Genomic DNA, 20,566 nt, shown 5'->3' with positions numbered 1-20,566 from the left:
AACCCGCAGCTTGAGCTGCCAGGAGCCCGTTGTCACCCTGCCCCATTTCTAAACTGCGACAGGTGGCATCGGCGCTGGTCCTAGAAGATCCCCTTCTACGCAATCCAATTGCTGCAGCAGGCTCTGGCCTTGGGACGGGGCCTTCCCCTCAAGTTGGGCTGCCCTTACCAGCACTGGGCAGCCAGCAGTTGCAACAACAAGCCCCGCCTCGGCAGCAAGGGCCAGCACGGTTCCGGGTGCCGCTGCTTCTGACAACGCCGCCGCAAACGCCCCTGGTGCTGCCAGTAAGCAGCGGGCTTCTGGGCTCAGTTGAGAAGCGAGCCTGGCGACCAGAGGTTCGCTGGCTAGAAGTTTCAGCCGCTTGCCCTGCCACTGGGTGACGGCTCCGGGGTACAAGCCCATCACTCGACGATGGATTTCCAGAGCCGACTGGTTCCAGTCGACTACCAAGTCGTCTTTGGTGAGCATGCGGGCGTAGCTGAGGCCCACTTCTCCCTGGACACGAACCCCGAGCCGGGCTAGCCGTTCGGCTTCTGGTCCCGTTCCGGTGGCTTCGATGCGCGGCAGGGCCTCCACCAGCAGCTCGGCGCTGAGCTGGGCCAGCCGCTGGCCCAGTTGCTGGGCGTTCTCCAGCAGGCCAATGGAGATGGAGCGCTCCAGCAGCACTGGCCCGGTATCGAGGCCCTCCTCCATGGCCATGATCCCTACGCCCGTGCTGCTGTCGCCCTGCAGCAGGCACCACTGGATCGGTCCAGCGCCACGCCAGCGGGGCAGTAGGGAGCCGTGGGCGTTCCAGCAGCCCAGGGGGGGCTGGGCCAGCACCTCTGGCGGCAGGATCTGGCCAAATGCCACCACCACGAATACATCGGCGCCGAGGGCGCCAAGCCGGGCCTGGAGCTCGGGCTCGCGCCGGATACGCTCCGGCGTAAACACCGGCAGGCCTAGCTCTAGGGCCCGGTCCTTGACAGGACTTGGCAATAGATCTTTGCCCCGACCCCGCCGGCGATCTGGCTGGCTGACCACCCCCACCAGCTCGTGCCCTGCCGCCACCAGGGCATCAAGGCTGGGAACCGCGTAGGCGGGGGTTCCCCAAAACAGGATCTTCAAGGCCAGATGATCAGGCCTCGCCGGTGATCGAGAGCCCTTCCACCCAGACGTAAGGGCAGAGGCCATCTGGGGTGATCTTGGCCAGGCCTTCAAAGCCGACGATCGCCTTCATCACGGTGCGGATGTCGCCGGCGACAGTGGCGGCTTCGATCGAGCGGCTGATCCCACCCTCAACCAACCAGCCGTCAAAGGGCAAGGAGAAGGAGCCCTGGCTGGCTTTAACTCCAGCATGCAGGGCCGATAGGGAGTCGATCACCACAACGGGGCCAGAATGGTTTACGCGGTCTAGACCCTGCTGGCCGCCGTCACTGCCAGGGGTAACGCCAATCTCGAACCAATCGGCCCCCACCGACACCTTTGCTCCCATGCCGGCATGGCCGGTGGGCGCCACCCCAAAGGCTCGGGCCGTGGCCTCCGAGTGCAGGAAGTTTTTCAGCACGCCGCCAGCCACTAGGTCTAGGGGCGCGGTAGGGGTGCCCTCGCCATCAAAGGCAGAGGCGCCCACATTGCCGGGGTGCAGGCCGTTATCGCGGATGCTCAGGAAGGGCACGGCCACGCTGTCGCCAAGGGAGTCGCGGTGGCTGAGGCTCACCCCATCGAGCACGGCTCGGGCATTGAACAGGCTGCTGAAGGCCCCGATTAGGTCGAGGAAGGCTTCCGGGCTGAAAACACAGGTGTAGTGGCCGGTTTCGATCGGTGCGTAGTCAAGGTGGGCGATCGTGCGCTCGGCGGCCTCATCGATGCAGCCGGCGATGTCGAGATCGGCGGTGCCGTAGGCCAAGCGCACGGCACCGGAACTGCGTGGTTTGCGACCTGCTTCCTCTGCCCTGGCGTAGAGGTAAAGGCTGGCGGTAGTCAGGGTCTGGTGGCGGCAGGCCCCCTCGCTATTGAGATAGAGGCGCTCGCTGCTGCGCTGGGCCAGGCCGTTGTAGGGGACGGTGCCGATGGCCATGTGGCGATCAAGCAGTTGCCGTTCTGCCTGCTTGAGGGTGTCCAGCAGGCTGAGGATCGGCTGGGGTTGGTGCAGCGGTTGATTTAGTGGGGCCAGGGGTGCGGTGGCCAGGGGCGAGAACGCCGGGGTTTCCTCCGCGTTGCCAAAGGCGCTGGCGTCGCGGGCGCCGCTCAGGGCTCGGGCCAGGCCGGAATCGCTGAGGTCTGAGGTGCTGGTAGTGCCTACTAGGCCGTCGCCGTTCCACACCCGCAAGGTGATAGCGCTGCGTTGGGCACCTTTCATCTGTTTGGCCTCGCCGCGATCCACCTGCACGGAGGTGTCGGTGCTGCAGGAGGCGCCGAGATCCCATTGCTGGATGCCGGCGCCTTGGGCGAGTTGCTGGAGCCGGCCGCTGAGGGCCTCGGCGTTCAGGGTCTGGATGGTGGGCTGGGTCATGGTCAGCGTCCTCCCACGGTGATTGAATCCACCTTGATGTGGGGCTGGCCGACGGTCACGAAGATGCTGCCGCTCACGGAGCCACAGAAGCCCGCTGCTAGTTCCAGGTCGTTGGCGCACATCGAAATGCGGGGCATCACCTCCTTGGCTTCGCCAATCAGGGTGGCCCCCTTTACCGGTTTGGTGAGCTGGCCGTTTTCAATTAAGTAGCCCTCCTCCACGGCGAAGTTGAACTGGCCGGTGGGGCCGACGCTGCCGCCGCCCATCGATTTGCAATAGAGCCCCTTGTCGACGGAGCCGATCAGCTGTTCCGGGGTGTGGGGGCCGGCGGCGATGAAGGTGTTGCGCATGCGGCTGGCGGCAGCAAAGGTATGGCCCTGGCGCCGGCCGCTGCCCGTGCGGCTGTGGCCGGTGCGCAGCTCGCCGGCTCGATCGCTGAGGAAGCGCTTGAGAACGCCGTTTTCGATCAGCACGGTGCGCTGGGGTTCCATGCCTTCGTCGTCCATGGAAAGGGAGCCAAAGGCGCCGTCGCTGAGGCCTTCATCGATGGCCGTGACGGCTTCGTGGGCAATGGAATGGCCGACCATTTCGGCAAAGGGGGTGGTGCCCCGCTCCACCTGGGTGGTCTCCAGCAGGTGGCCGCAGGCCTCATGAAAAATCACGCCGCCAAAGCGGTTGGCTAGCACCGCTGGCATCTGGCCGGCTTCGACGTAATCGGCGTAGAGCATGGTGCCCACACTGGAGCACACTTCTTGGGCGGCGGCATCCGCGTCCCATTGGCGCAGGTCATCGGGGCGATCGGAGGTGCCATAGCGGCGGCCGAGGCCGGCGCGGTGGTCGCCGTCGGCGGCGAGCACGTTTAAGCCGAGGGACTGGTGCAGGCGGATGTCGCGGGCAAAGGTGCCATCACTGGCAGCCACTAGTACCGACTGCCAGTCACGGGAGTAGCTGCCGCGCCTGGCCTGTAGGTGGCGGCCGTGGTGCTCGAGGCGGCAGGTGCCCTCCAGCAGCTTCAAGGTGGCTTCTGCCAGAGAGGGGCAGCTATCGAGCCAGTCCAGCTTGGCAGCGGCGAAATCGCGCATCATCTGCAGACCTTCGAAAGGACTGGAGTTGCTGCTGCTGTGGCTCAGCCCGAGCATGCCGAGGGCTTGCTCAAGGGCCTGCATCAGGCCGCGATCACTCAGGTCGTTGGTGCTAACAAAGCCATCGCGGTCGCCCAGGAACACCCGGATACCTGCGCCCATGCCGAAGGCGGGGCTGACGCTGGTGATGGTGTCCTGTTCTGCCAGTACTCCAAGGTGGTCGGTGCGCTCCAGGAAAATCTCCACCAAATCGGCACCTGCTGCCCTGCCGCTCGCCAGCAAGCCCTCCAGCCGCAGCATCCAGCTTTGATCAAATGCATCTGCCACTACCCCTGTCGACCGGGCTGCAGCCGACTGGAGAACAACCGGTTTGGAGGCAACCAAAAGAACTCAGCGAAGGAATGATGTAACTGCAGGCCAGGCAAAGGCAGGCCAGACCAAGCAAAAATGCTCAGCGCATCAAGAAATACTCAGCGCACTGAAGGCTGGAATTGCTCGCTGCGGATCGCGGGGGTGAAATAAAGCTTGACCATTTCTGCACCGTTGGCGAGCCAATAGGGCAGTTTGCGCAAAACTTTTATTGGCGCAGGAGCATTGCTTGCGTCGGCCTCGCTGAGCTTGGAATTATTGCTAACTAGGCGCTCTAGGCGAGTGTAGAACTTGGGATGGTCGACATTTAGGACTACTGGGAACACTCTGGCGGAGGTCTCGTTGGTTTTAGCAATCACGACCTTGTCGTATTCGCGAGCATCGAGGCCTAGGGCTTCGTAGAACTCTTTGCGAGCAACGTCTCGGACGTACATGGTGGCAAACACTGCCAGCAGGAAGAAGCGGCACCAAAGCCGGGCGGTGAAGCCGCGCACGGTGTCTGGCTGAGCCTTCATCAAGGCATCAAAGAAATCGCCGTGGCGATTCTCGTCTTGGCACCAATTCTCGAAGAAGTTAAAGATCGGGAAGATCTTGCTTTCTGGGTGTTGCTCTAGGTGGCGATAGATGGCGATGTAGCGCCAGTAGCCAATCTTCTCGCTCAAGTAGGTGGCGTAGAAGATGAATTTAGGCTTGAAGAAGGTGTAGGACTTACTGGCGGTCAAGAAGCCCAAGTCCAGTTGCAGCCCAAAATCTCCCATGGCTTTATTGAGGAAGCCGGCATGGCGGGCCTCATCGCGGGCCATGTGGGCAAAGCACTCGGCAAGCAGCGGGTTTTTGGTTTTGATGCGGCGGCTGAGCTCCTTGTAAAGCAGGAAGCCGGAGAATTCGGAGGTGCAGCTCTGCTCAAGAAACTCAACAAAAACCCTGCGGGTATCAGGATCTAGCTTCTCGGCTGCCCCCTCAAACTCGCCGTTGCGCACGAAGTGGTGGCGGTTGTAATCCTTGCGGAACTCCTCGCAAATGGCCTCCAGCTCCACCTCATTGGGCCGCAAATCCATCGCCGCCATGGCGTCGAAATCCGTGGTGTAAAAGCGTGGCGTAAGGATCGTGTCCTTAGCTGGATCCTTAATGGCCGGCGCATCTGGTGAGCCCACCGAAGATTGAGTGGGGTTAGTGGTTGCGCTGGCAGTAGCGGCGGGAGGCACCATCGAGGCTTGGGACTTACTGCAGTGCCTGCATCGTAGAGGGGATGGCCGTCAGTTCGGGCCGAGCCATTTCTGACCGTTGAGCCGCTGCACCAGCCGCGATACCAGCAGCGCCAGGCTCATCTTCTTCTCGTCGATCAGAAATGACTCCAGCAGGCTGGGCTGGCCGCCTGCCTCTGCCAAAGCCACGGTTTTGGCTGAATTGATGTCTGCTTTGGTGAAGCACAGCCAGAAGCGCCGCTGACCCGGCAACTCCCCTTGAACCATCCAGCACTCCGCCCCCACCACGGGCATGGCTCCTTGCACAAAGGCCAGTTCGGCTGCTGCTCCGCCGTACCCCTGGATCTCCTTGGCTAGGGCTGGGATCAGTAGCTCAGGCACAAAGCTCTCAAACGGCTGGTCCTCCGGTGCAGGCGGTTTGGCCTTTTTGGGCTGATCTTTGGCAGCTAGCTGGGCGGATTCGCTCACCGTTGCAGGCCCCTTTCGGCATTGACCTTGACTTTACGCAGGCTTTCTGTCGATGGGTTGCCGGGTAGCTCGCTCACCAGTCGTCGCTGCTGGCGCTGTTCCAGCCATCACCCACTGCAGCTGCCTGCGCCACTACAGGTTCGCTTGGTGGTGCTTCGCTGCGGCCTTTGCGAATCACCCGGAACGGCACCGCCACTGTTGGGGATGGCTCTCCAGGCGGGCGAGGCGGACCAGCGGCGGCACGAGGCGTTTGGGCTGCTGGTTCGCTCCGGTTTTGCTGCTGAGGCTCCCTCCAGACCGCCTCGGGGGCACTAGCGCCACGGCGCACCTGACGTCGCAAGCTGCCCGACCCCGTGCGCAGGGCTAGGGCGGCTCCGGCGGCGCTCAGCCCGGCGCCACCGCCGGCGGCCAGGGCAATCCAAACACCGATTGGCAGGGCCGGACTGGTCCACACCAGCAGTCGCATGGTCAGATTGGGGCGGGGGTTGAGGGCGCCCACCAGCAGTACCAGCAGAAGGGGGGCCAGCAGGGGGAGCAGCAGTAGGCGTTGCAGCAGGACCAACTAGGGGGAAGGTGCGTCGAGTGATGGAGCCTCGATTGATCCTGGCTGGTGCTGCGGCCCCTGCCAACGGCGCAGGTTGCCGAGCTCGAAGCCGAGCACGTCAAAGACGCGGATCACCAGGAAATCGACCATGTCGTCAATTGATTGGGGTTGGTGATACCAGGCAGGCACGGGTGGGGCGATGCGAGCACCAGCTTCCGCAAGAGCCGTGAGGTTGCGCAGGTGCACCAGGCTCCAGGGGGTTTCCCGGGGGCAGATCACCAGGGGGCGCCCTTCCTTGAGGTGAACATCTGCGGCCCGCTCTACTAGGTCTAGGGCCACCCCTGAAGCGATACGCCCCACCGTACCCATGGAGGCTGGCAGGATCACCATGCCGCGGGTCTTGAAGCTGCCACTGGCAATGCCAGCTGCCTGGTCGTTCCAGCGGTGGCAGCGCAGCTGCCCGGAGCTGATACCGGTGCGTTGCCGCCAAAAAGTTTCCTGGGCTTCAGGTTCTGAGGGCACCCTCAGTCCCAGTTCTGCCTGCCAGACGCCAATGGCTCCCCGCGAAGTAACCAGCTCGACCGCTTCGTCCGCTTCCAGCAGCAGCTGTAAGGCTCGCTGGGCCAAGGGCTGGGCAGAGGCGCCAGAAACGGCAAGCACCACCGGCTCGGATCGGCAGCCGTTTCTGGAGGCCCGAACCATGGCTCAGACCTCGCTTAGTACTGGAATTGGCGCGAACGGATCGATGTCGTCATGGTCCTGATTTTGGTCCTGGTTTTGGGGATAGGAGTCGGTCATCTCGCTCTCGTAGCCCTCGGGCAGCACCACGGCCAGATCGATCTGGTGGCGCAGGGCATCCACCTTCTGGATCTCAACCTCCACCTGGTCACCCAGCATGTAGGTGCGACGATTTTTGCGCCCCACCAGGCGGTTTTGACGGGAGCGGTACTCATACCAGTCGTCCTTGAGGGAGCTGACGTGCACCAGGCCTTCCACCTGGGAAGGGGGCACCTCCACGAAGAAGCCGTAGCTCTGCACGCCGCTGATTACCCCAGGGAGCACCTGCCCCACTAAGGGCTCTGCCTGGCGGGCCTGGAGCATGGCCAGTAGGTCGGACTGCAGTTCGGATAGAAAGCGCCGCCGGCCATTGAGACGCTGAACCAGACCGTGTTCCTGCACTTCCAGGTATGGAGTCAGCTGGCTGGGGGCCAGCAGCGGCCAGTCGATGGCGCCGTGGCAGGCATCCGATGCCAGATCGACGGTGGTTTTGTGGCGCACGCTGGGGCGGTCCTTGCCCTCGGTAAGAAGTAGCACCAACAGTTGCTGGTTCCACAGATCGGCATAGTGCAGGGTTGGGCAGCACCAGGGAGCAAGGGCTGTCCCCTCTTCCAGCAGGCCCGCCAGGGCGTGGGGGCCAGGGCTGGTGCTGAGTTGGATCGGTTTGAGGATGGCCTGCAGTTGCTGCTGTAGGGCCCGGCTGCGGTCGGTACCAGCGAAGGCGGCTGCCAATTCAGCCGCACTGGCATTGCCCTCTTCGCTCAGCTCGAGCGGGATGTCGAGGGCCAGAGCAGCCCGGGCAACGTCGTTGAGGTCGGCCGGGTCCGCTAGGGCGTTAGTGGCGTAGATCGCCGGTAGTGCCAGGGTCGCCAGGTGCTGGCCGAGGGCCTGTTCTGCCAGTAGCACAGCTTCCCGCATCAGGGCTAGGGGATGGTGGGGCTCCAGGTTCACAAGCCAGCCGACCAGGGCACTTTCGGGGCCAGGAACAGCCAGATCTCCCAGGCTGTCGATGGCGGGTAGGGGCAGGTTGAGATCAAGGGAGCCCGCGGCTTGGCGCCGTTGGCGCAGAAGGCCGGTCACGGCGATCAGCTGCTCAATCATGCCCAGTTGCTCCTTAAGCCCCTTCAGCGCTGCCGGCACGGTGCGGCTCTTGGGCTTGCGTTCTGCCAGAGCGTTCAGGACCTCTAAACCGGCGGACGCCACGGGCTTAATCAGGCTGCGGCTGAAGCGGAAGTGCTCAAGACTGCCATCAGTGCCCAGCTCCAAGGCGACCGATAAAGCTGCCTGAACCTCACCCACCTTGAAGGCACTTGCCTTGGCCAGGGCGGGGCTGAGCAGGGGCAGCCACTGGTTTCCGGTGCAGTAAGCGTCAGCCTGGTTGCGCAACCAGGTGTCGAGGGCGCTGCCGGGCGTGAAGCGTTCCGCTACGGCCGGGGTGTGCAGCCAGAGGGTCCAGCCACCCTCCCGCTCCTCAATTGCCATAGCTGGCAGGCAGGGCGCCTCCTTGCCGCTCCAGGGCTCCAGCAGCAGGGCGGGTTGGGCGCTGAGGTCGATGCGCTCCTTGGCGGCCAAGGTTTTGAGGGTCGCTCGGGGCGGCTGGGGGCGGCTGTGGAGCCGGTGCTTGGTCAGCAGCAGGTCTAGGTCGGCGGCTTCGCCTCCGTTAACAGGCAGGCTGCGAGCCACATGGCCTTGGGGGGCAAACTGACCCACCGGGTAGCGGTCCACCAGCACTTCCACCACCGAAGCCTGTTGGCCGTCGAGGTGGGCGGCGTCCCCTGCCGGAAGTTCCACGGCTGTGAGCAGGCGGTCGTCTAGTGGTGTGGCCACCAGGCGCTCCTCCTGCTGCTCGACCTGGGCCAGCAGCGAGGTGGTGTGGCGCTCAAGGATGCACTGCACCCCGCCCTCAGGAGAGCGACGACGGCCGCCTTCGCGGGTCACCTTCACCAGAACCCGATCGCCATTCCAGGCGTGGTTGAGCTGGTGATCGCGGATGTAGATGTCTTCGCCGCCGTCTTCGCGCAGGGCAAAGCAAAAGCCTTTGCTGGAGCAACGCAGCCGTGCGGCGATCAGCTCAGGGTCTTCGCGGCGGGCGATGCCGGCCTCACTGACCTCCAGCAGGCCAAGGCGGCTGAGGCCGTCTAGGCCGATCTGTAGCTGCTGCTTTTCAGCTTTTTGGCTGAGGCCCAAGGCTTTTTCCAGCTTTGTCAGCGGCAGGGCTTCCTGGGCGGGCAGCTGGTCGAGCAGGTCGGCGACCGTGAACTTCATCTGTTGGAGGGCTGGCTGGACTGAAGCCGGGTGATGGCGGACTGGACTCGGAGCGATGCCCACGGCCGCCAAGGCCTTCATGTCGTGATATTAGTCAGCTGACGATTCTTCGGCTTCCGGGTTGCTCGATCGCTGGATCAGGCGTACGCCGATCACCAGAAAGCCAACGGAGGCTGCCAGCTGCAGGGCATTGGTGGGGATTACGGCGGATAGGGAGCCGCCGGCGGCTGCGCCCAGCAGGCTGGCCAGCACCAGGGCAGCGGAACTGCCGGCAAACACGGCTCCAGGGCGGGTTGAGGTGCCACTGATGGTCACGATGGCCAGCTGGGTTTTGTCTCCCAGCTCAGCCAAAAACACAGTGGCGAAGGTGGAAGCGAGCAGGGCGAAGGGCATGGCGTAGCGCTGCGGTTAGGAGAGAGGAAGGTCGGAGGGGCTGGGCACTAGGCCGAGTACGGCTTGCCGGCCCAGCCACAGACCCAGGGCCACCATCAGGATTCCTGCCAGGCGTTCCAACTGCTGTGGCGGCATCACCTTGGCCAGCCAGCGGCCCAGTAATACCCCAACCAGGCTGGAGCTGATCAGGGCCAGGGAGGCACCAACAAACACCACAACCGGGCGGCCTGATTGGGCAGAGAGCAGGAGGGCGGCGAGCTGGGTCTTGTCCCCGAGCTCAGCCAGAAATACCGTAGTGAAGGTGGTGACGAAGGCGGCACCCCAGCTACCTGCCCGGCTGGCGTTGGAATCGGGTTCGCTGCTCATGGACGCTTACGAATGGCACGCTGAAAGCGCTTCATTACCCTGCCACGACCTCCGTATTCACTGCGGATCTGCTGCAGGCAGCAGCCGATGGCTAGTCGGTCGCCAGCGCTGGGATCGTCGATCGTGCCAAACAGCTGCACCAGGTTGGCCACGTTGCAGAAGTCGGGCCGCTCGGCATAGATGCGGCAGCTACGCGAGCCAGTGTCGAAATTGAGGCACCAGCCATCGGCGCCCACCATTGCCATGTACTGCTCCTGCTGCTCTGGGCTGAGCGCCTCGATTGCTTCCTGACGCAGACTGGGATCCAGCCGGCAGCAGGCTCCGCAGCCGCTGATGCATCCCCAATGGGCCCGATCGTCCCTGGCCATCCCCCTGAAGCGATTAACTCCATTCAGCCACAGGCCAAGGCGCAGCTGCTGCTGTGACAAGCCGTCACAGAGCCCGCCGGCAGGCATGGGCCGCTGGGATGGACCCCTAACCTGTGCTCACAGCGACTACTGCTCTGCGGCAGCAATCTCCATGGGTATCGACTTTCACCTGATCGCCAATTTTGCCGCCCTGGCGCTGATCACCCTGGCCGGTCCTGCCGTGATCTTCGTGCTCTTCTACCGCCGCGGCGCTCTCTGATCGCCACTTCGGCCGAGGTTCCAGAGGGCGTGATAAATCGGCTCAGGCTGGATCTGGCGGCCCACATAGGCACCCACCACGGCGCTCAGCAGGGTGCCGAAGAGCCACTGCTGATCCCCTGCCATGCGCAGGGCAAACAGCACCGTCATCAGGGGCAACTGGGTAGCCCCTGATAGGGCAGCCGCCATGCCTAGGGCCAGGCCAAGCTGGCTGCTGCCCCCCAGGAGTTCCAGGCTGCCGCTGCCAAACAGGGCACCAATGGCGAAGGCTGGATCAATCAGGCCGCCCGGTATTCCCGCTGCCAAGGCCAAAATTGGTGCCACCAGCCGGGTTGCCACCAGCAGTAGCCAGCCGATGACGCTGAGGGGTGAGCCGGGCACCGGCAAGCTGCCGCGACCTTCAAGCAGCTGAGACATCAGCGCTTCACCATCGCCACCGCTCCAGCCACCGCTGGCCACGGCGATTAGGCCAAGGGCTAGGCCCAGTCCCAGCCCCCAGGCCAGGGGCCGTTGCCGCACTCGCTGGCGCAGCAGGGCTGAGCTCCGCCAGAGGATGCGGCTGAACAGGCCGCCCAGCAGGCCGCCACCCACCCCGACGGGCAGGGCCCACAGCAGTTGCTGCCATTCCGGCTGGGTGCTTTGAACCATGCCCAGGGTGAAAAGTGGTATGCCAGCGAGGTTGCTCACCAGGGCTGCCGCTGAGCAGACCACTACCGCCGGCCAGAGCACGGCTGTTTGGAAGCGTCCGGTAAGTTCCTCCACCACAAACACAGCTCCCATCAGAGGGCTGTTAAAGCCCCCCGCCAGGCCAGCGCCAGCGCCGATTGCCATCAGGCTCTGGGTGCTGAGTTTGGTCAGCAAGCGGGGGAAGCGTTGTCGCAGGCCGTGGGCCACTGCCGCACCCAACTGCACTACGGGTCCCTCGCGGCCGAGGGGCAGCAGGGCCAGGCTGGCCGCCGACCAGAGGCAGAGCCGCGCCACGGTGGCGAAGGGTGCCATCAAAGCGGCGGCCTGCTCGGGATCCTCGAGGCTCTCGATCGTTTGGGGTATGCCCGAGCCCGCACCCCGGGCCCAGGGGCCGGCCTGAAGCCAAAGCAGGGCTGGCATCACCAGCACCGGCGCCAGGGCGATCGCCAGGCCCTGCAGCGTCCAAGCCCCGCCGACAAAGTTGGGCAGCTGCAGCAGCAGCTGCTCCTGGACGTGGTCCACCAGATTCAGGGGCCAGCAAGCCAAGCCCACCAGCAGCCCCAACAGCAGGAGCTGCAACAGGAAGTAGAGCTGGCCGCGGTTTAGGGGCAAGGCCATCTCAGGCGACCAGTCCCAGGGCCAGGGCCGCATCTTGCATTAGGGCGCGCACGTAGGGGTGGTCGTGGCTGGCGCCCTCGGCGCTGGTGAGTTCGTCGCCGGCCGCATTGCGCACCACCAGCCCCGCACCCTCGCGGCGACACCAGTAGGTGCGGTTTTGGTGTTGCAACACCACCTCACCACCATCAATGGCGCCACCAGAGCTGGCTCGCAAGCCCGCCAGCTCCAGCTGGAACCGCTCCTCCCCCTGCCAGGAGTCGAGCCGCAGGCGGTAGGCCACATCCACTAGGGCCGGCAGGTTGGTTTCACCCTGCCAGCGCCAGCCCATGGCCCGCAGGCTCGCCTCGCCCTGGCGCAGCTCCAGTTGCAGGTGGCCGCCGCGCAGCAGCTTCTGGGCCGCCACCTGGCAGCCCTGGCTCCAGAACACGGGCTGGGGGTGGCCGATGCCGAAGGGCTCGAGCCGTTGCAGCTGGCGGTAGAAGCTGCGGTTGATCTGCGCGAAGCTGAGCAGGGCTTCCGGTTCTACCGGGGTGCCATGGCCTGCCTGCAGCAGCCAGGTCTGGGCCAGTTGGTTTAGCTGCTCGTGCAGGGCGGCCACCTGCTCGGCGCGCACGGTGAAGCCCCCGGCGGCGGGGTGGCCGCCGAAGCGCTCCAGTAGGGGCGCGCACTGCTGCAGGGCTCCATCCACCGCAAAGCCCCGGGGCGCCCGCACCGAGGCCCGCAGGCGGCCGTTGCCCTCGCCAGCGAGCAGGGCGGCGGGCAGGCCGAAGCGCTCCACCAGCCGGGCGGCCACGATGCCGATCACGCCGTGGTGCCAGTGGTTTTGGGCCAGCAGCAGGAAGGCCGGGCGCTGGGGACCATCGGCCTCGAGCAGGGCCAGGGCCTCGGCTTCGATGGCGGTGCAGAGGTCGCGGCGCTGGCGATTGAGCGCCTCGCAATCGCGGGCCAGGGCCAGGGCCCGGCTTGGATCTTCGGTGGTGAGCAACTCCACCACCAGCTGGGGATCACCAAGCCGGCCCACGGCGTTGATCCGCGGCGCGATCTGGAAGCCCACCGCCTGGGCATCGAGGGGCCTCTCGTCGAGGCCAGCGAGCTGTTGCAGGGCCTGGAGCCCCACCAGGGGGCTGCGGCCCAGCTCGGGCAGGCCGTCGATCAGCCAGCGCCGGTTCACCCCCACCAGCGGGGCCATGTCGGCGATCGTGCCGATGCAAAAAAGGTTGAGGGCAATCTGCTGGCCATCGGTGCGCCGCAGGCTCTGGCAGAGCGCCGCCGCCAGCACGTAGGCCAGCCCCACCCCCGCCAGGCCCCGATAGGGGGATCCGTCCGGGGTGCGCTGGGGATGCAGCAGGGCCAGGTGGGGCGGCAGCGGATCGGGAATCGTGTGGTGGTCGGTGAGGATCGCCTCGATGCCAAGGGCTTCGGCTCGCTCCAAGGCCTCCAGGGCAGAAACTCCGTTGTCGACGGTCACCAGCAGGGCGACCCCCTGCTCTGCCAGCCGTTCCACCATGGCGGCGTTGAGGCCGTAGCCGTCATCCATGCGGCTGGGGATCGCCGCGATCGGCCGGGCGCCTAGGCGCTGCAGCACTCCCACGAGTAGGGCCGTGCTGGTCATACCGTCGGCGTCGTAGTCGCCGCAGATCGCCACCGCTTCCCCCTGGCCGCAGGCGCGCTTCAGCCGCGCCACGGCCTTGGCCAGGTCGGGGAAGTGGCGCCCGGCCGCCGGTGCCGCCTCCGGATCCAGTAGGGCGTCGATGGCCTCAGGGCTGGTGAAGCCACGACGACTTAGCAGCGCCAGCAGCGGCTCGGGTAGGGGATCGGTGGCCGGGGCTTGCGTTAGGGCTCCCAGTGCCAGAGGGGCAGGCAGGTGCCAGCGTTGTTCGTGGAGGGCTGGCAGCAACGACTTAACAACTGCAACTAGATCATTGTGCGGGCCATGCCGCTACGCCGCATCCCCTACCGAAATGGGCGCTCTAACTTGAGTGGCTCTGGCTCGAGCAGCTGATGGCCCTGCAAGCCCTGCTCTGGGATGTGGATGGCACGCTGGCGGAGACCGAGCGGGACGGCCATCGCCTGGCCTTCAACCGCGCCTTTGCCGAGGTTGGTGTGCCCCTGCATTGGGATGAAGCCCGCTACGGCGAGCTGCTGGCGATTAGTGGAGGCCGGGAACGCATCACTGCAGCCCTCGCGCAGCTGCTGGGCGAGCCGCCGCGGCCCGAGTTGGTAGCTGAGCTGCAGGCCCGCAAGCAAGTCCATTACGAAGCCCTTGTGGCTGCTGGCGAGCTGCGCCTGCGACCCGGGGTGGCTGAGCTGATCGCTGCAGCTGGGGCGGCTGGCCTGAGCCAGGTGATCGTGACCACCAGTGGTCGCGCCGCGGTGGCTTGCCTGGCCGAGCATCTGCTGGGGGGGCTCTGCCAGCACTTCGCCTTCTGGGTGTGCGGCGAAGATGTGGCCCGCAAGAAGCCCGATCCTGAGGCCTACCAGCTGGCCCTGCAGCAGCTGGGCTGCCCCACCAGCACGGCGCTGGTTTTGGAAGATTCCGGCAACGGTCTTGTGGCCGCTGACAGCGCTGGGCTTGCCTGCCTGGTCACCCTTAGTCACTACGGCAGTGCGGAGCCGCCGCAGCGCTTTGCGCGGGCGCGGGCGGTGGTTGATCAGTTGGGGCTCGGGGCGGCTGTGGTGCGGGGCCCCGCTTGCCAGGGCAGCGAGATCACGCTCTCCTATCTGCAGGCCTTGCTGGAGAATTGGCCCTCGTGACGCGTTCGAACCTGCAGCCCACCCGCTTCAATCAGGCCATCGAGCGGTTTGGAGCCCAGCTGCTGGGCAACCTGCGTGGCAACTGGCGCCACCGCAGCAGCGTGGTTTTGTCCCTGCTACTGGGTTTCTACGCCGGCAGCAATCTCACGGCCTACGTGCTGATGTCGATCCCTGGTGGGCGCCCGATGGCGGTGCTAGCAACGGTGCTAACTGTTGAGTTGATCGTGCGCTTGCGCGGCCGTCTGGTTCGAGCCACGCCTGGGCTCAGCTGGGTCGTGGTCGACAACCTGCGCATCGGGGTGGTGTATGCGGTGGTGCTCGAGGCCTTCAAGCTCGGTACCTGATGGATCCCCAATTGGATAGCAGGCTGGTGCAACCTCTTCTGGCCCAGATGCAGGCTCTGGGCCTCAGCGGTCAGCGCACGGTGGTGGCCCTCAATGGGCCGGTGGGCGCTGGTAAATCCACCATGGCTCGGGTATTGCAGCAGCGGGCCGCCGGCCTGGGCCTGGGGCTGGCGGTGGCCTCGATCGACGACTTTTACCTGCCCTGGGAGCAGCGGCAGCGGGCGCTCGCGGGTAATCCTTTCGGTGTATCCCGGGTGCCGCCAGGCAGTCATGACGTGGGCCTGGCGCTGGCGTGTCTCGATGCCTGGCAGGCCGGCAGTGCCCTGCGACTGCCTCGCTTTGACAAGACCCTGCGGGGCGGCCTCGGTGACCGCTCTGCTGAGGAGCTGGTGGAAGCGGAGGTGCTGCTGCTGGAGGGCTGGCTGCTCGGTTGCCGCTCCCTGGGCAGGGAAGCCCTTGCCAATATTCAGCCTCCGGCTGGGCTCAACGCCGAGGAGCTGGCCTGGCTGCCCCACTGGGACCAAGCTCTTGAGGCCTATCAGCCGCTTTGGCAGCGCTGCGCCCAGCTGTGGTTGCTGCGTCCTCAGAACTGGCAACTACCGCGCCGCTGGCGCCTGCAGGCTGAGGCAAAACAGCGCCGCCGCGGCGCTGCCTGGCTCCCTGTGACTGAGCTGGATCGCCTGGTGCGCGCCAGCCTTTGTTCCCTGCCTCCGTCCCTCTATCAAGATCCAATGCGGGGCTCAGCCAGTGGTTACGGCTTGCTGGACAGCCGCCGTCGCTGGATTGGCGGCAGCTGCGTTAGCTGAAAGTCGTAATTAAACGTCTGGGACGATCAGCTATCGCTGTCGTCACCCTCCTCATCCACTGGATAAACAAAACCTTGTGCCTTGCCGCTCAGCACTGCCTTGCCGATGGAGAAAGCTTTCTGGGCTGCCACAACAGCTTTGCCCTTCCAGGTGGCATGGCGCTGATTGCGCTTGCCTTTGGAAGTTTTCTTCTTAGGAACAGCCATCCTGGCCCGCTACATCAAACAATGATCTTCCGTTGTCGCCTGGCCTTTCGTCAAATAGCTAAGCTCAGCACAAAGACAGAACCTAGTGAGCGACAGCATTCCTCCAATTGGACAATCCATGCGGTTGAACGGACTATCGACTCGCGACCCTGCCCCTTCCTACAGCCAGCTCTTGAAGGATCTGCGAGCGGGCAAGGTCAAAGATCTTGAGCTGTCTTTGCGGCAGCGAGAGGCGCGAGTGCGTTTCGACGACGGACGTCAAGTCACGGTTCCGGTCTTCAGCAATGACCAGCTGCTGCTGCGCACCGCCGAGCAGGCGAAGGTGCCCCTCACCGTGCGCGATGACCGGGCTGATGGCGCCATGGCTGGTCTAGTAGCCAATGGCTTGTTGGTGCTGTTGCTACTGGGTGGACTAGCCCTATTGATCCGTCGCTCGGCCCAGGTGGCCAACCGGGCCATGGGCTTCGGCAGCAGCAAGCCCCGGTTGCAGGAGGAGGGCGGTGTGGCGGTGCGTTTTGAGGATGTGGCCGGTATCGGTGAGGCCAAGGAGGAGCTTCAGGAGGTGGTCACCTTCTTGAAGGAGCCAGAACGCTTCACGACTGTTGGCGCCAAGATCCCTAAAGGTGTGCTGCTGGTGGGCCCACCAGGTACGGGTAAAACCCTTTTAGCCCGCGCCATAGCGGGAGAGGCAGGCGTGCCGTTTTTCTCGATGGCCGCCTCCGAATTCGTTGAAATGTTCGTGGGGGTGGGTGCCAGTCGGGTGCGAGACCTATTTCGCAAGGCCAAAGCCAAAGCGCCCTGCATCATTTTCATAGACGAAGTAGATGCGGTTGGTCGCCAGCGAGGAGCTGGTATCGGTGGCGGCAACGATGAACGGGAGCAGACCCTCAACCAGCTGCTCACAGAGATGGATGGCTTCGCAGACAACTCCGGCGTCATTTTGCTGGCGGCCACAAATCGTCCTGACGTGCTTGATAGCGCACTGATGCGGCCCGGCCGCTTCGACCGCCGCATAACCATCGACCTGCCGGATCGCCGCGGCCGTGAGGCGATCCTGGCGGTGCATGCCCGTAGCCGCCCCCTGGCTGGGGCGGTGTCGCTCTCGGCCTGGGCTAGCCGCACCCCGGGCTTTTCTGGCGCCGATCTGGCCAACCTGCTCAACGAGGCCGCCATCCTCACGGCACGCCATCACCAGAGCGAGATCGACGACGGCGCCTTAGCCGGTGCCCTTGAACGCATCACCATGGGCCTGACGGCAGCACCGCTGCAGGACAGCGCCAAAAAGCGCCTTATCGGCTACCACGAAGTGGGCCATGCCCTCCTCACCACCTTGGTGCCAAAGGCCGATCCCCTCGACAAGGTGACCCTGCTGCCCCGCTCCGGAGGAGTTGGCGGCTTTGCCCGAATGATGCCCGACGACGAGATCCTCGATTCCGGGTTGATTAGCAAGGCCTACCTGCAAGCCAGGTTGGTCGTTGCATTGGGCGGCCGCGCTGCCGAGCTGGTTGTGTTTGGTCCCGCTGAGGTGACCCAGGGTGCCAGTGGCGATCTGGACATGGTCACCCGCATCTGCAGGGAGATGGTGACCCGTTATGGCTTCTCCAGCCTTGGACCGGTGGCCTTGGAGGGGGAAGGGGCTGAGGTTTTCCTTGGCCGCGACTGGCTGCGCTCCGAGCCTCCCTACTCGCGGGAGACCGGCAATCGAATCGATGCTCTGGTGAGGGACCTGGCAAGCTCCGCACTCGCCCACGCTGTAGCTCTGCTACAGCCACGCCGCGCCCTGATGGATGAGCTGGTCGAAATGCTGATTCGCGACGAAACCATCGAAGGTGAGGCCTTTAGAGCGGTGGTGACAAGCCATGAGGCGGCCCATCCGCAGCCGACTGGTTCAGCTGTTGCCCTGCAGGCCACCGGAAAAGCGGATGTCGAGGCTGCGCAAGTAGGTGTGTAGGCCGGCATCTTGAATCGGCAGCAACCGGGAAATCCGCTCGCTGCTGTTGACATGGGCGTGCCAGTAGCCAGGCGGGGTGATGAAGGCCCCACCGGACTGCCAATCGATGCGGCGGGGGTTGGCGATGGCGCCGCTGGCATCGAGCTCCGTGCCCACCAGGGTGTAGCAGCCCGGGTCGCAATCGATGATTAGATCAAGGGCCACCGACTGGTGCCGGTGCGGTGGCTGGATGGCGCCAGCAGGCACCACCCCGAGCATGGCCCATAGGGTGTGGGTCACGGTGCGGCTTTGGGGCAGATCGCTATTAGCTAGCAGCAGGCTCAGCCGGTTGCTGCGAGCGGCGCTGGGATCGGCAAGCAGCTGGTTGAGTTCGCGCTGCAGCAGGGCGGCGGGGTAGTGGGTGGGTTCAAAGCGGGCGGCGCTGGTCTCGACGCCGAGGTGGCTGAGCAGGGGGCCGTCATGCACCCAGTAGAGAACACTGGTGCCCTCTGCCGTTAGCAGGGGGGGCTCGCCAGCTGGCAACACAAATAAATCTCCAGCGCTCCAGTCAAGCTGCGGGGTGCCAGAACGCTTGAGGCCGCCCGATCCGTGCAGCACATAAAACAAGGAGCTAGTGGCGTTCGCCGCTGCCTTGAGGCTTTCACCAGCTTCGATGCGCAAAAAGTTTGCCGCCAGGCCAGGGCTGGTGGCCGGGGCGCTACAGCCGAGCTCGCTGCTGAGATCGAGGGGCAGCACCGCCGTGGGCCCTGACTGGTGCAGGGCTGGGTCCCATTGGCGCAGGGGTATCGGTTCGGTTAGCCCAGCTCGTACCGGATTGGCAGCCTGGCGGTAGTCGAACAACTCGGCCTTGGCTTGCCACTGGGCGGAGCCGGCAGTGGGGATCGACTGGATCGGGGCCTGGGTCATTGCTCTGGCACCTCGCGGGATCTGAACACTATTGGGACTCGGCTCGCGCCTGGAGGCTTCGGTCAGCCGCCGGCCACGGCAGGAACAATCGAAACCTCATCGCCGTCGCTGAGGCTGGTGGTCTGGTTGTCGAGGAAGCGGATGTCCTCGCTGTTTACGTAGACGTTGAGGAAGCGGCGCAGTTTGCCTGCCTCATCGCACAACCGACCCTTGATCCCCGGATAGCGGCCCTCGAGGGCATCGATCAGGCCATCCACATTGGAGGCATCGAGATCCACGCTGGCCTCCTCATTGGTGAACTTCTGCAGGGGGGTGGGGATCAGAACCTGAACTGCCATGGCGGGGATTGGAGGGGCGTGAGGAATGGGTGGGGTGATCAGCGCTGCTGAGAGGCTTGCGCTTTTGCCCAGGCCGCTTTGAAGCTGTCGAGCTGGGCCTCAATCAGGTAGGGCTCGCCGATGGAGGAGGCGATCGCCTCTGTCGTCTTGAGACCGTTGCCGGTGATGTAGGCCACGGTGGTTTCGTCAGGATTGATCTTGCCCTGCTCCACCAGCTTCTTCAGCACGGCGATGGTGGTACCGCCTGCGGTTTCGGTGAAAACGCCCTCAGTTTCAGCCAGCAGCTTGATGCCCTCGATGATCTCTGGGTCGCTGACGGCGGCGATGCTGCCGTTGGTTTTGTTGGCGATGTCGATGGCGTAGGGGCCATCTGCCGGGTTGCCGATGGCAATCGACTTTGCGATGGTATTTGGCTTCACCGGAGTGATGAAATCGCGGCCTGCGGCAAAGGCCTGGGCGATCGGGGAGCAGCCCTCGGCCTGGGCGCCGCTGAAGCGCACGTGCTTCTCCTCTACGAGCCCCACCTTGATGAACTCGTCAAAACCCTTGCGAATCTTGGTGAATAGGGAGCCCGAGGCCAGGGGCGCCACGATGTGGTCTGGTAGTTGCCAGCCCAGTTGCTCGATCACCTCGTAGCCCAGGGTTTTTGAGCCCTCGGAGTAATAGGGGCGCAGGTTGATGTTGACGAAGCCCCAGCCGAAGGTGTTGGCCACTTCCGAGCAGAGGCGATTCACCTGGTCGTAGTTGCCATGCACCGCCATCAAGGTGGGGTTGTAGATCAAAGTGCCCAGCACCTTGCCCAATTCCAGATCGCTGGGGATGAACACGCAGCAATCGAGGCCGGCGTGGGCGGCGATGGCGGCGGTGGAGTTGGCCAGATTGCCGGTGGAAGCGCAGCTCACCGTGGTGAAGCCCAGCTCCCGGGCGCGGGTGAGGGCCACACTCACCACCCGATCCTTAAACGACAGCGTCGGCATGTTGACGCCGTCGTTCTTGATGTAAAGGCTCTTGAGGCCAAGCCGTTTAGCCAGGTTGCCGGCCTTCAGCAGCGGCGTGAAGCCCGTGCCGACGTCTATGGGATCCCCTTCAATCGGCAAAAATTCGCGGTACCGCCAGATCGAGGCTGGACCAGCTTCAATCGTGGCCCGGCTCACCCGATTTTTGATCGCCTCGTAGTCGTAGACGACCTCGAGCGGGCCAAAGCAAACGTCTTCGCAGACGTGGCGAGCGCTTGCTTCGTAGGGATGGCCGCATTCTTTGCAGCGCAATCCAGTGAAGGTGGAGCGGGAGAGGGTGGCAGTCACGGTCACGCTCGGCGATGGCAGCAGATTAACAGCGTTTGTCGGCGAACCGATTTAATCCCGATA

Annotated in this window: 22 protein-coding genes; 5 read left to right on the top strand and 17 right to left on the bottom strand. The window is 64.6% G+C overall.

Annotation, left to right across the window (positions count from 1 at the left end):
- Window positions 1-48: 48 nt before the first annotated feature.
- The 11 genes from fmt to AC01FP_RS01145 form a co-directional block, all read right to left on the bottom strand.
- Window positions 49-1,107, bottom strand: a complete 1,059-nt coding sequence (gene fmt, locus AC01FP_RS01195) for a methionyl-tRNA formyltransferase (RefSeq protein WP_474477093.1) — start codon at window positions 1,105-1,107, stop codon at window positions 49-51.
- Window positions 1,108-1,117: 10 nt separating this feature from the next.
- Window positions 1,118-2,494 (bottom strand): TldD/PmbA family protein, encoded by a 1,377-nt coding sequence (locus tag AC01FP_RS01190; RefSeq protein ID WP_474477091.1) that lies wholly within the window; start codon window positions 2,492-2,494, stop codon window positions 1,118-1,120.
- A 2-nt stretch (window positions 2,495-2,496) separates the two neighbouring features.
- Window positions 2,497-3,876, bottom strand: a complete 1,380-nt coding sequence (locus tag AC01FP_RS01185) for a TldD/PmbA family protein (RefSeq protein WP_474477209.1) — start codon at window positions 3,874-3,876, stop codon at window positions 2,497-2,499.
- A 170-nt stretch (window positions 3,877-4,046) separates the two neighbouring features.
- The gene (gene acsF, locus AC01FP_RS01180) at window positions 4,047-5,153 is read right to left on the bottom strand and encodes a magnesium-protoporphyrin IX monomethyl ester (oxidative) cyclase (protein WP_474477088.1); all 1,107 of its coding nucleotides are present in this window, start codon (window positions 5,151-5,153) and stop codon (window positions 4,047-4,049) included.
- A 48-nt stretch (window positions 5,154-5,201) separates the two neighbouring features.
- Complete coding sequence (locus AC01FP_RS01175) at window positions 5,202-5,618, bottom strand: DUF2996 domain-containing protein (RefSeq protein WP_474477085.1); 417 nt, start codon at window positions 5,616-5,618, stop codon at window positions 5,202-5,204.
- A gap of 73 nt (window positions 5,619-5,691) precedes the next feature.
- Window positions 5,692-6,180 carry a hypothetical protein gene (locus AC01FP_RS01170; protein WP_474477082.1) on the bottom strand — a complete coding sequence of 163 codons (489 nt, stop codon included), beginning with the start codon at window positions 6,178-6,180 and terminating at the stop codon, window positions 5,692-5,694.
- Window positions 6,181-6,864, bottom strand: coding sequence for a flavin prenyltransferase UbiX (locus AC01FP_RS01165; protein WP_474477080.1), 684 nt, complete (start codon window positions 6,862-6,864; stop codon window positions 6,181-6,183).
- A 3-nt stretch (window positions 6,865-6,867) separates the two neighbouring features.
- Window positions 6,868-9,204 (bottom strand): RNB domain-containing ribonuclease, encoded by a 2,337-nt coding sequence (locus tag AC01FP_RS01160; RefSeq protein WP_474477077.1) that lies wholly within the window; start codon window positions 9,202-9,204, stop codon window positions 6,868-6,870.
- Between the two features lie 90 nt (window positions 9,205-9,294).
- Window positions 9,295-9,597 carry a TMEM165/GDT1 family protein gene (locus tag AC01FP_RS01155; protein WP_474477074.1) on the bottom strand — a complete coding sequence of 101 codons (303 nt, stop codon included), beginning with the start codon at window positions 9,595-9,597 and terminating at the stop codon, window positions 9,295-9,297.
- 15 nt (window positions 9,598-9,612) lie between these two features.
- Window positions 9,613-9,963, bottom strand: a complete 351-nt coding sequence (locus AC01FP_RS01150; RefSeq protein ID WP_474477072.1) for a TMEM165/GDT1 family protein — start codon at window positions 9,961-9,963, stop codon at window positions 9,613-9,615.
- Entirely contained in the window at window positions 9,960-10,331 is a 372-nt protein-coding gene (locus tag AC01FP_RS01145) for a YkgJ family cysteine cluster protein (RefSeq protein ID WP_474477206.1), read from the bottom strand. Before AC01FP_RS01145 ends, AC01FP_RS01150 begins: the two co-directional genes overlap by 4 nt.
- 85 nt (window positions 10,332-10,416) lie before the next feature.
- On the opposite strand from AC01FP_RS01145, the gene psb30 reads away from it, so the two are divergent.
- The gene (psb30, locus tag AC01FP_RS01140; RefSeq protein WP_474477069.1) at window positions 10,417-10,590 is read left to right on the top strand and encodes a photosystem II reaction center protein Ycf12/Psb30; all 174 of its coding nucleotides are present in this window, start codon (window positions 10,417-10,419) and stop codon (window positions 10,588-10,590) included.
- On the opposite strand, the gene AC01FP_RS01135 is transcribed toward psb30, so the two are convergent.
- Together AC01FP_RS01135 and recJ are read right to left on the bottom strand one after the other, a co-directional pair.
- A complete protein-coding gene (locus tag AC01FP_RS01135) occupies window positions 10,569-11,894 on the bottom strand; it encodes a chloride channel protein (RefSeq protein WP_474477066.1) in 1,326 nt (441 codons plus the stop codon). The two genes, psb30 and AC01FP_RS01135, sit on opposite strands and share 22 nt — an antisense overlap.
- Window position 11,895: 1 nt before the next feature.
- Complete coding sequence (gene recJ / locus AC01FP_RS01130; protein WP_474477063.1) at window positions 11,896-13,791, bottom strand: single-stranded-DNA-specific exonuclease RecJ; 1,896 nt, start codon at window positions 13,789-13,791, stop codon at window positions 11,896-11,898.
- A 104-nt stretch (window positions 13,792-13,895) separates the two neighbouring features.
- Between recJ and AC01FP_RS01125 the strand changes: the two genes are divergently transcribed.
- The 3 genes from AC01FP_RS01125 to AC01FP_RS01115 are packed head-to-tail and all read left to right on the top strand — an operon-like array spanning window position 13,896 to window position 15,798.
- On the top strand, window positions 13,896-14,648 hold the full coding sequence (locus AC01FP_RS01125; RefSeq protein WP_474477060.1) for an HAD-IA family hydrolase: 753 nt from the start codon (window positions 13,896-13,898) through the stop codon (window positions 14,646-14,648).
- Window positions 14,645-14,992: a DUF565 domain-containing protein gene (locus AC01FP_RS01120; RefSeq protein WP_474477058.1), complete on the top strand. Its 348-nt coding sequence runs from the start codon at window positions 14,645-14,647 to the stop codon at window positions 14,990-14,992. Before AC01FP_RS01125 ends, AC01FP_RS01120 begins: the two co-directional genes overlap by 4 nt.
- 26 nt (window positions 14,993-15,018) lie before the next feature.
- Window positions 15,019-15,798, top strand: coding sequence for a hypothetical protein (locus tag AC01FP_RS01115; RefSeq protein WP_474477055.1), 780 nt, complete (start codon window positions 15,019-15,021; stop codon window positions 15,796-15,798).
- A 26-nt stretch (window positions 15,799-15,824) separates the two neighbouring features.
- Here the strand turns inward: AC01FP_RS01115 and rpmF are convergent, their stop codons facing one another.
- On the bottom strand, window positions 15,825-16,004 hold the full coding sequence (gene rpmF, locus AC01FP_RS01110; RefSeq protein WP_474477052.1) for a 50S ribosomal protein L32: 180 nt from the start codon (window positions 16,002-16,004) through the stop codon (window positions 15,825-15,827).
- A 118-nt stretch (window positions 16,005-16,122) separates the two neighbouring features.
- On the opposite strand from rpmF, the gene ftsH reads away from it, so the two are divergent.
- Window positions 16,123-17,955, top strand: a complete 1,833-nt coding sequence (gene ftsH / locus AC01FP_RS01105; protein ID WP_474477050.1) for an ATP-dependent zinc metalloprotease FtsH — start codon at window positions 16,123-16,125, stop codon at window positions 17,953-17,955.
- Here ftsH and AC01FP_RS01100 read toward each other — a convergent pair.
- The 3 genes from AC01FP_RS01100 to thrC all read right to left on the bottom strand — a co-directional run bounded on the left by AC01FP_RS01100 (window position 17,893) and on the right by thrC (window position 20,503).
- On the bottom strand, window positions 17,893-18,861 hold the full coding sequence (locus AC01FP_RS01100; protein WP_474477047.1) for a cupin: 969 nt from the start codon (window positions 18,859-18,861) through the stop codon (window positions 17,893-17,895). The two genes, ftsH and AC01FP_RS01100, sit on opposite strands and share 63 nt — an antisense overlap.
- 62 nt (window positions 18,862-18,923) lie before the next feature.
- Complete coding sequence (locus AC01FP_RS01095; RefSeq protein ID WP_474477044.1) at window positions 18,924-19,199, bottom strand: MoaD/ThiS family protein; 276 nt, start codon at window positions 19,197-19,199, stop codon at window positions 18,924-18,926.
- Between the two features lie 38 nt (window positions 19,200-19,237).
- The gene (thrC, locus tag AC01FP_RS01090; protein ID WP_474477203.1) at window positions 19,238-20,503 is read right to left on the bottom strand and encodes a threonine synthase; all 1,266 of its coding nucleotides are present in this window, start codon (window positions 20,501-20,503) and stop codon (window positions 19,238-19,240) included.
- Between the last annotated feature and the right edge of the window lie 63 nt (window positions 20,504-20,566).

It is taken from the genome of Cyanobium sp. NIVA-CYA 375 (assembly GCF_056108345.1).
This window is presented reverse-complemented; position numbering and strand designations above follow the sequence as displayed.

Excerpts from the sequence above, each read along its gene's own strand:
- AC01FP_RS01190 (WP_474477091.1), bottom strand. The coding sequence starts at position 2,494 with ATGACCCAGCCCACCATCCAGACCCTGAACGCCGAGGCCCTCAGCGGC.
- AC01FP_RS01185 (WP_474477209.1), bottom strand. The coding sequence starts at position 3,876 with ATGCTGCGGCTGGAGGGCTTGCTGGCGAGCGGCAGGGCAGCAGGTGCC.
- acsF (WP_474477088.1), bottom strand. The coding sequence starts at position 5,153 with ATGGTGCCTCCCGCCGCTACTGCCAGCGCAACCACTAACCCCACTCAA.
- AC01FP_RS01165 (WP_474477080.1), bottom strand. The coding sequence starts at position 6,864 with ATGGTTCGGGCCTCCAGAAACGGCTGCCGATCCGAGCCGGTGGTGCTT.
- AC01FP_RS01160 (WP_474477077.1), bottom strand. The coding sequence starts at position 9,204 with ATGAAGTTCACGGTCGCCGACCTGCTCGACCAGCTGCCCGCCCAGGAA.
- AC01FP_RS01155 (WP_474477074.1), bottom strand. The coding sequence starts at position 9,597 with ATGCCCTTCGCCCTGCTCGCTTCCACCTTCGCCACTGTGTTTTTGGCT.
- AC01FP_RS01150 (WP_474477072.1), bottom strand. The coding sequence starts at position 9,963 with ATGAGCAGCGAACCCGATTCCAACGCCAGCCGGGCAGGTAGCTGGGGT.
- AC01FP_RS01145 (WP_474477206.1), bottom strand. The coding sequence starts at position 10,331 with ATGGCCAGGGACGATCGGGCCCATTGGGGATGCATCAGCGGCTGCGGA.
- psb30 (WP_474477069.1), top strand. The coding sequence starts at position 10,417 with ATGGGCCGCTGGGATGGACCCCTAACCTGTGCTCACAGCGACTACTGC.
- AC01FP_RS01135 (WP_474477066.1), bottom strand. The coding sequence starts at position 11,894 with ATGGCCTTGCCCCTAAACCGCGGCCAGCTCTACTTCCTGTTGCAGCTC.
- AC01FP_RS01125 (WP_474477060.1), top strand. The coding sequence starts at position 13,896 with ATGGCCCTGCAAGCCCTGCTCTGGGATGTGGATGGCACGCTGGCGGAG.
- rpmF (WP_474477052.1), bottom strand. The coding sequence starts at position 16,004 with ATGGCTGTTCCTAAGAAGAAAACTTCCAAAGGCAAGCGCAATCAGCGC.
- ftsH (WP_474477050.1), top strand. The coding sequence starts at position 16,123 with ATGCGGTTGAACGGACTATCGACTCGCGACCCTGCCCCTTCCTACAGC.
- AC01FP_RS01100 (WP_474477047.1), bottom strand. The coding sequence starts at position 18,861 with ATGACCCAGGCCCCGATCCAGTCGATCCCCACTGCCGGCTCCGCCCAG.
- AC01FP_RS01095 (WP_474477044.1), bottom strand. The coding sequence starts at position 19,199 with ATGGCAGTTCAGGTTCTGATCCCCACCCCCCTGCAGAAGTTCACCAAT.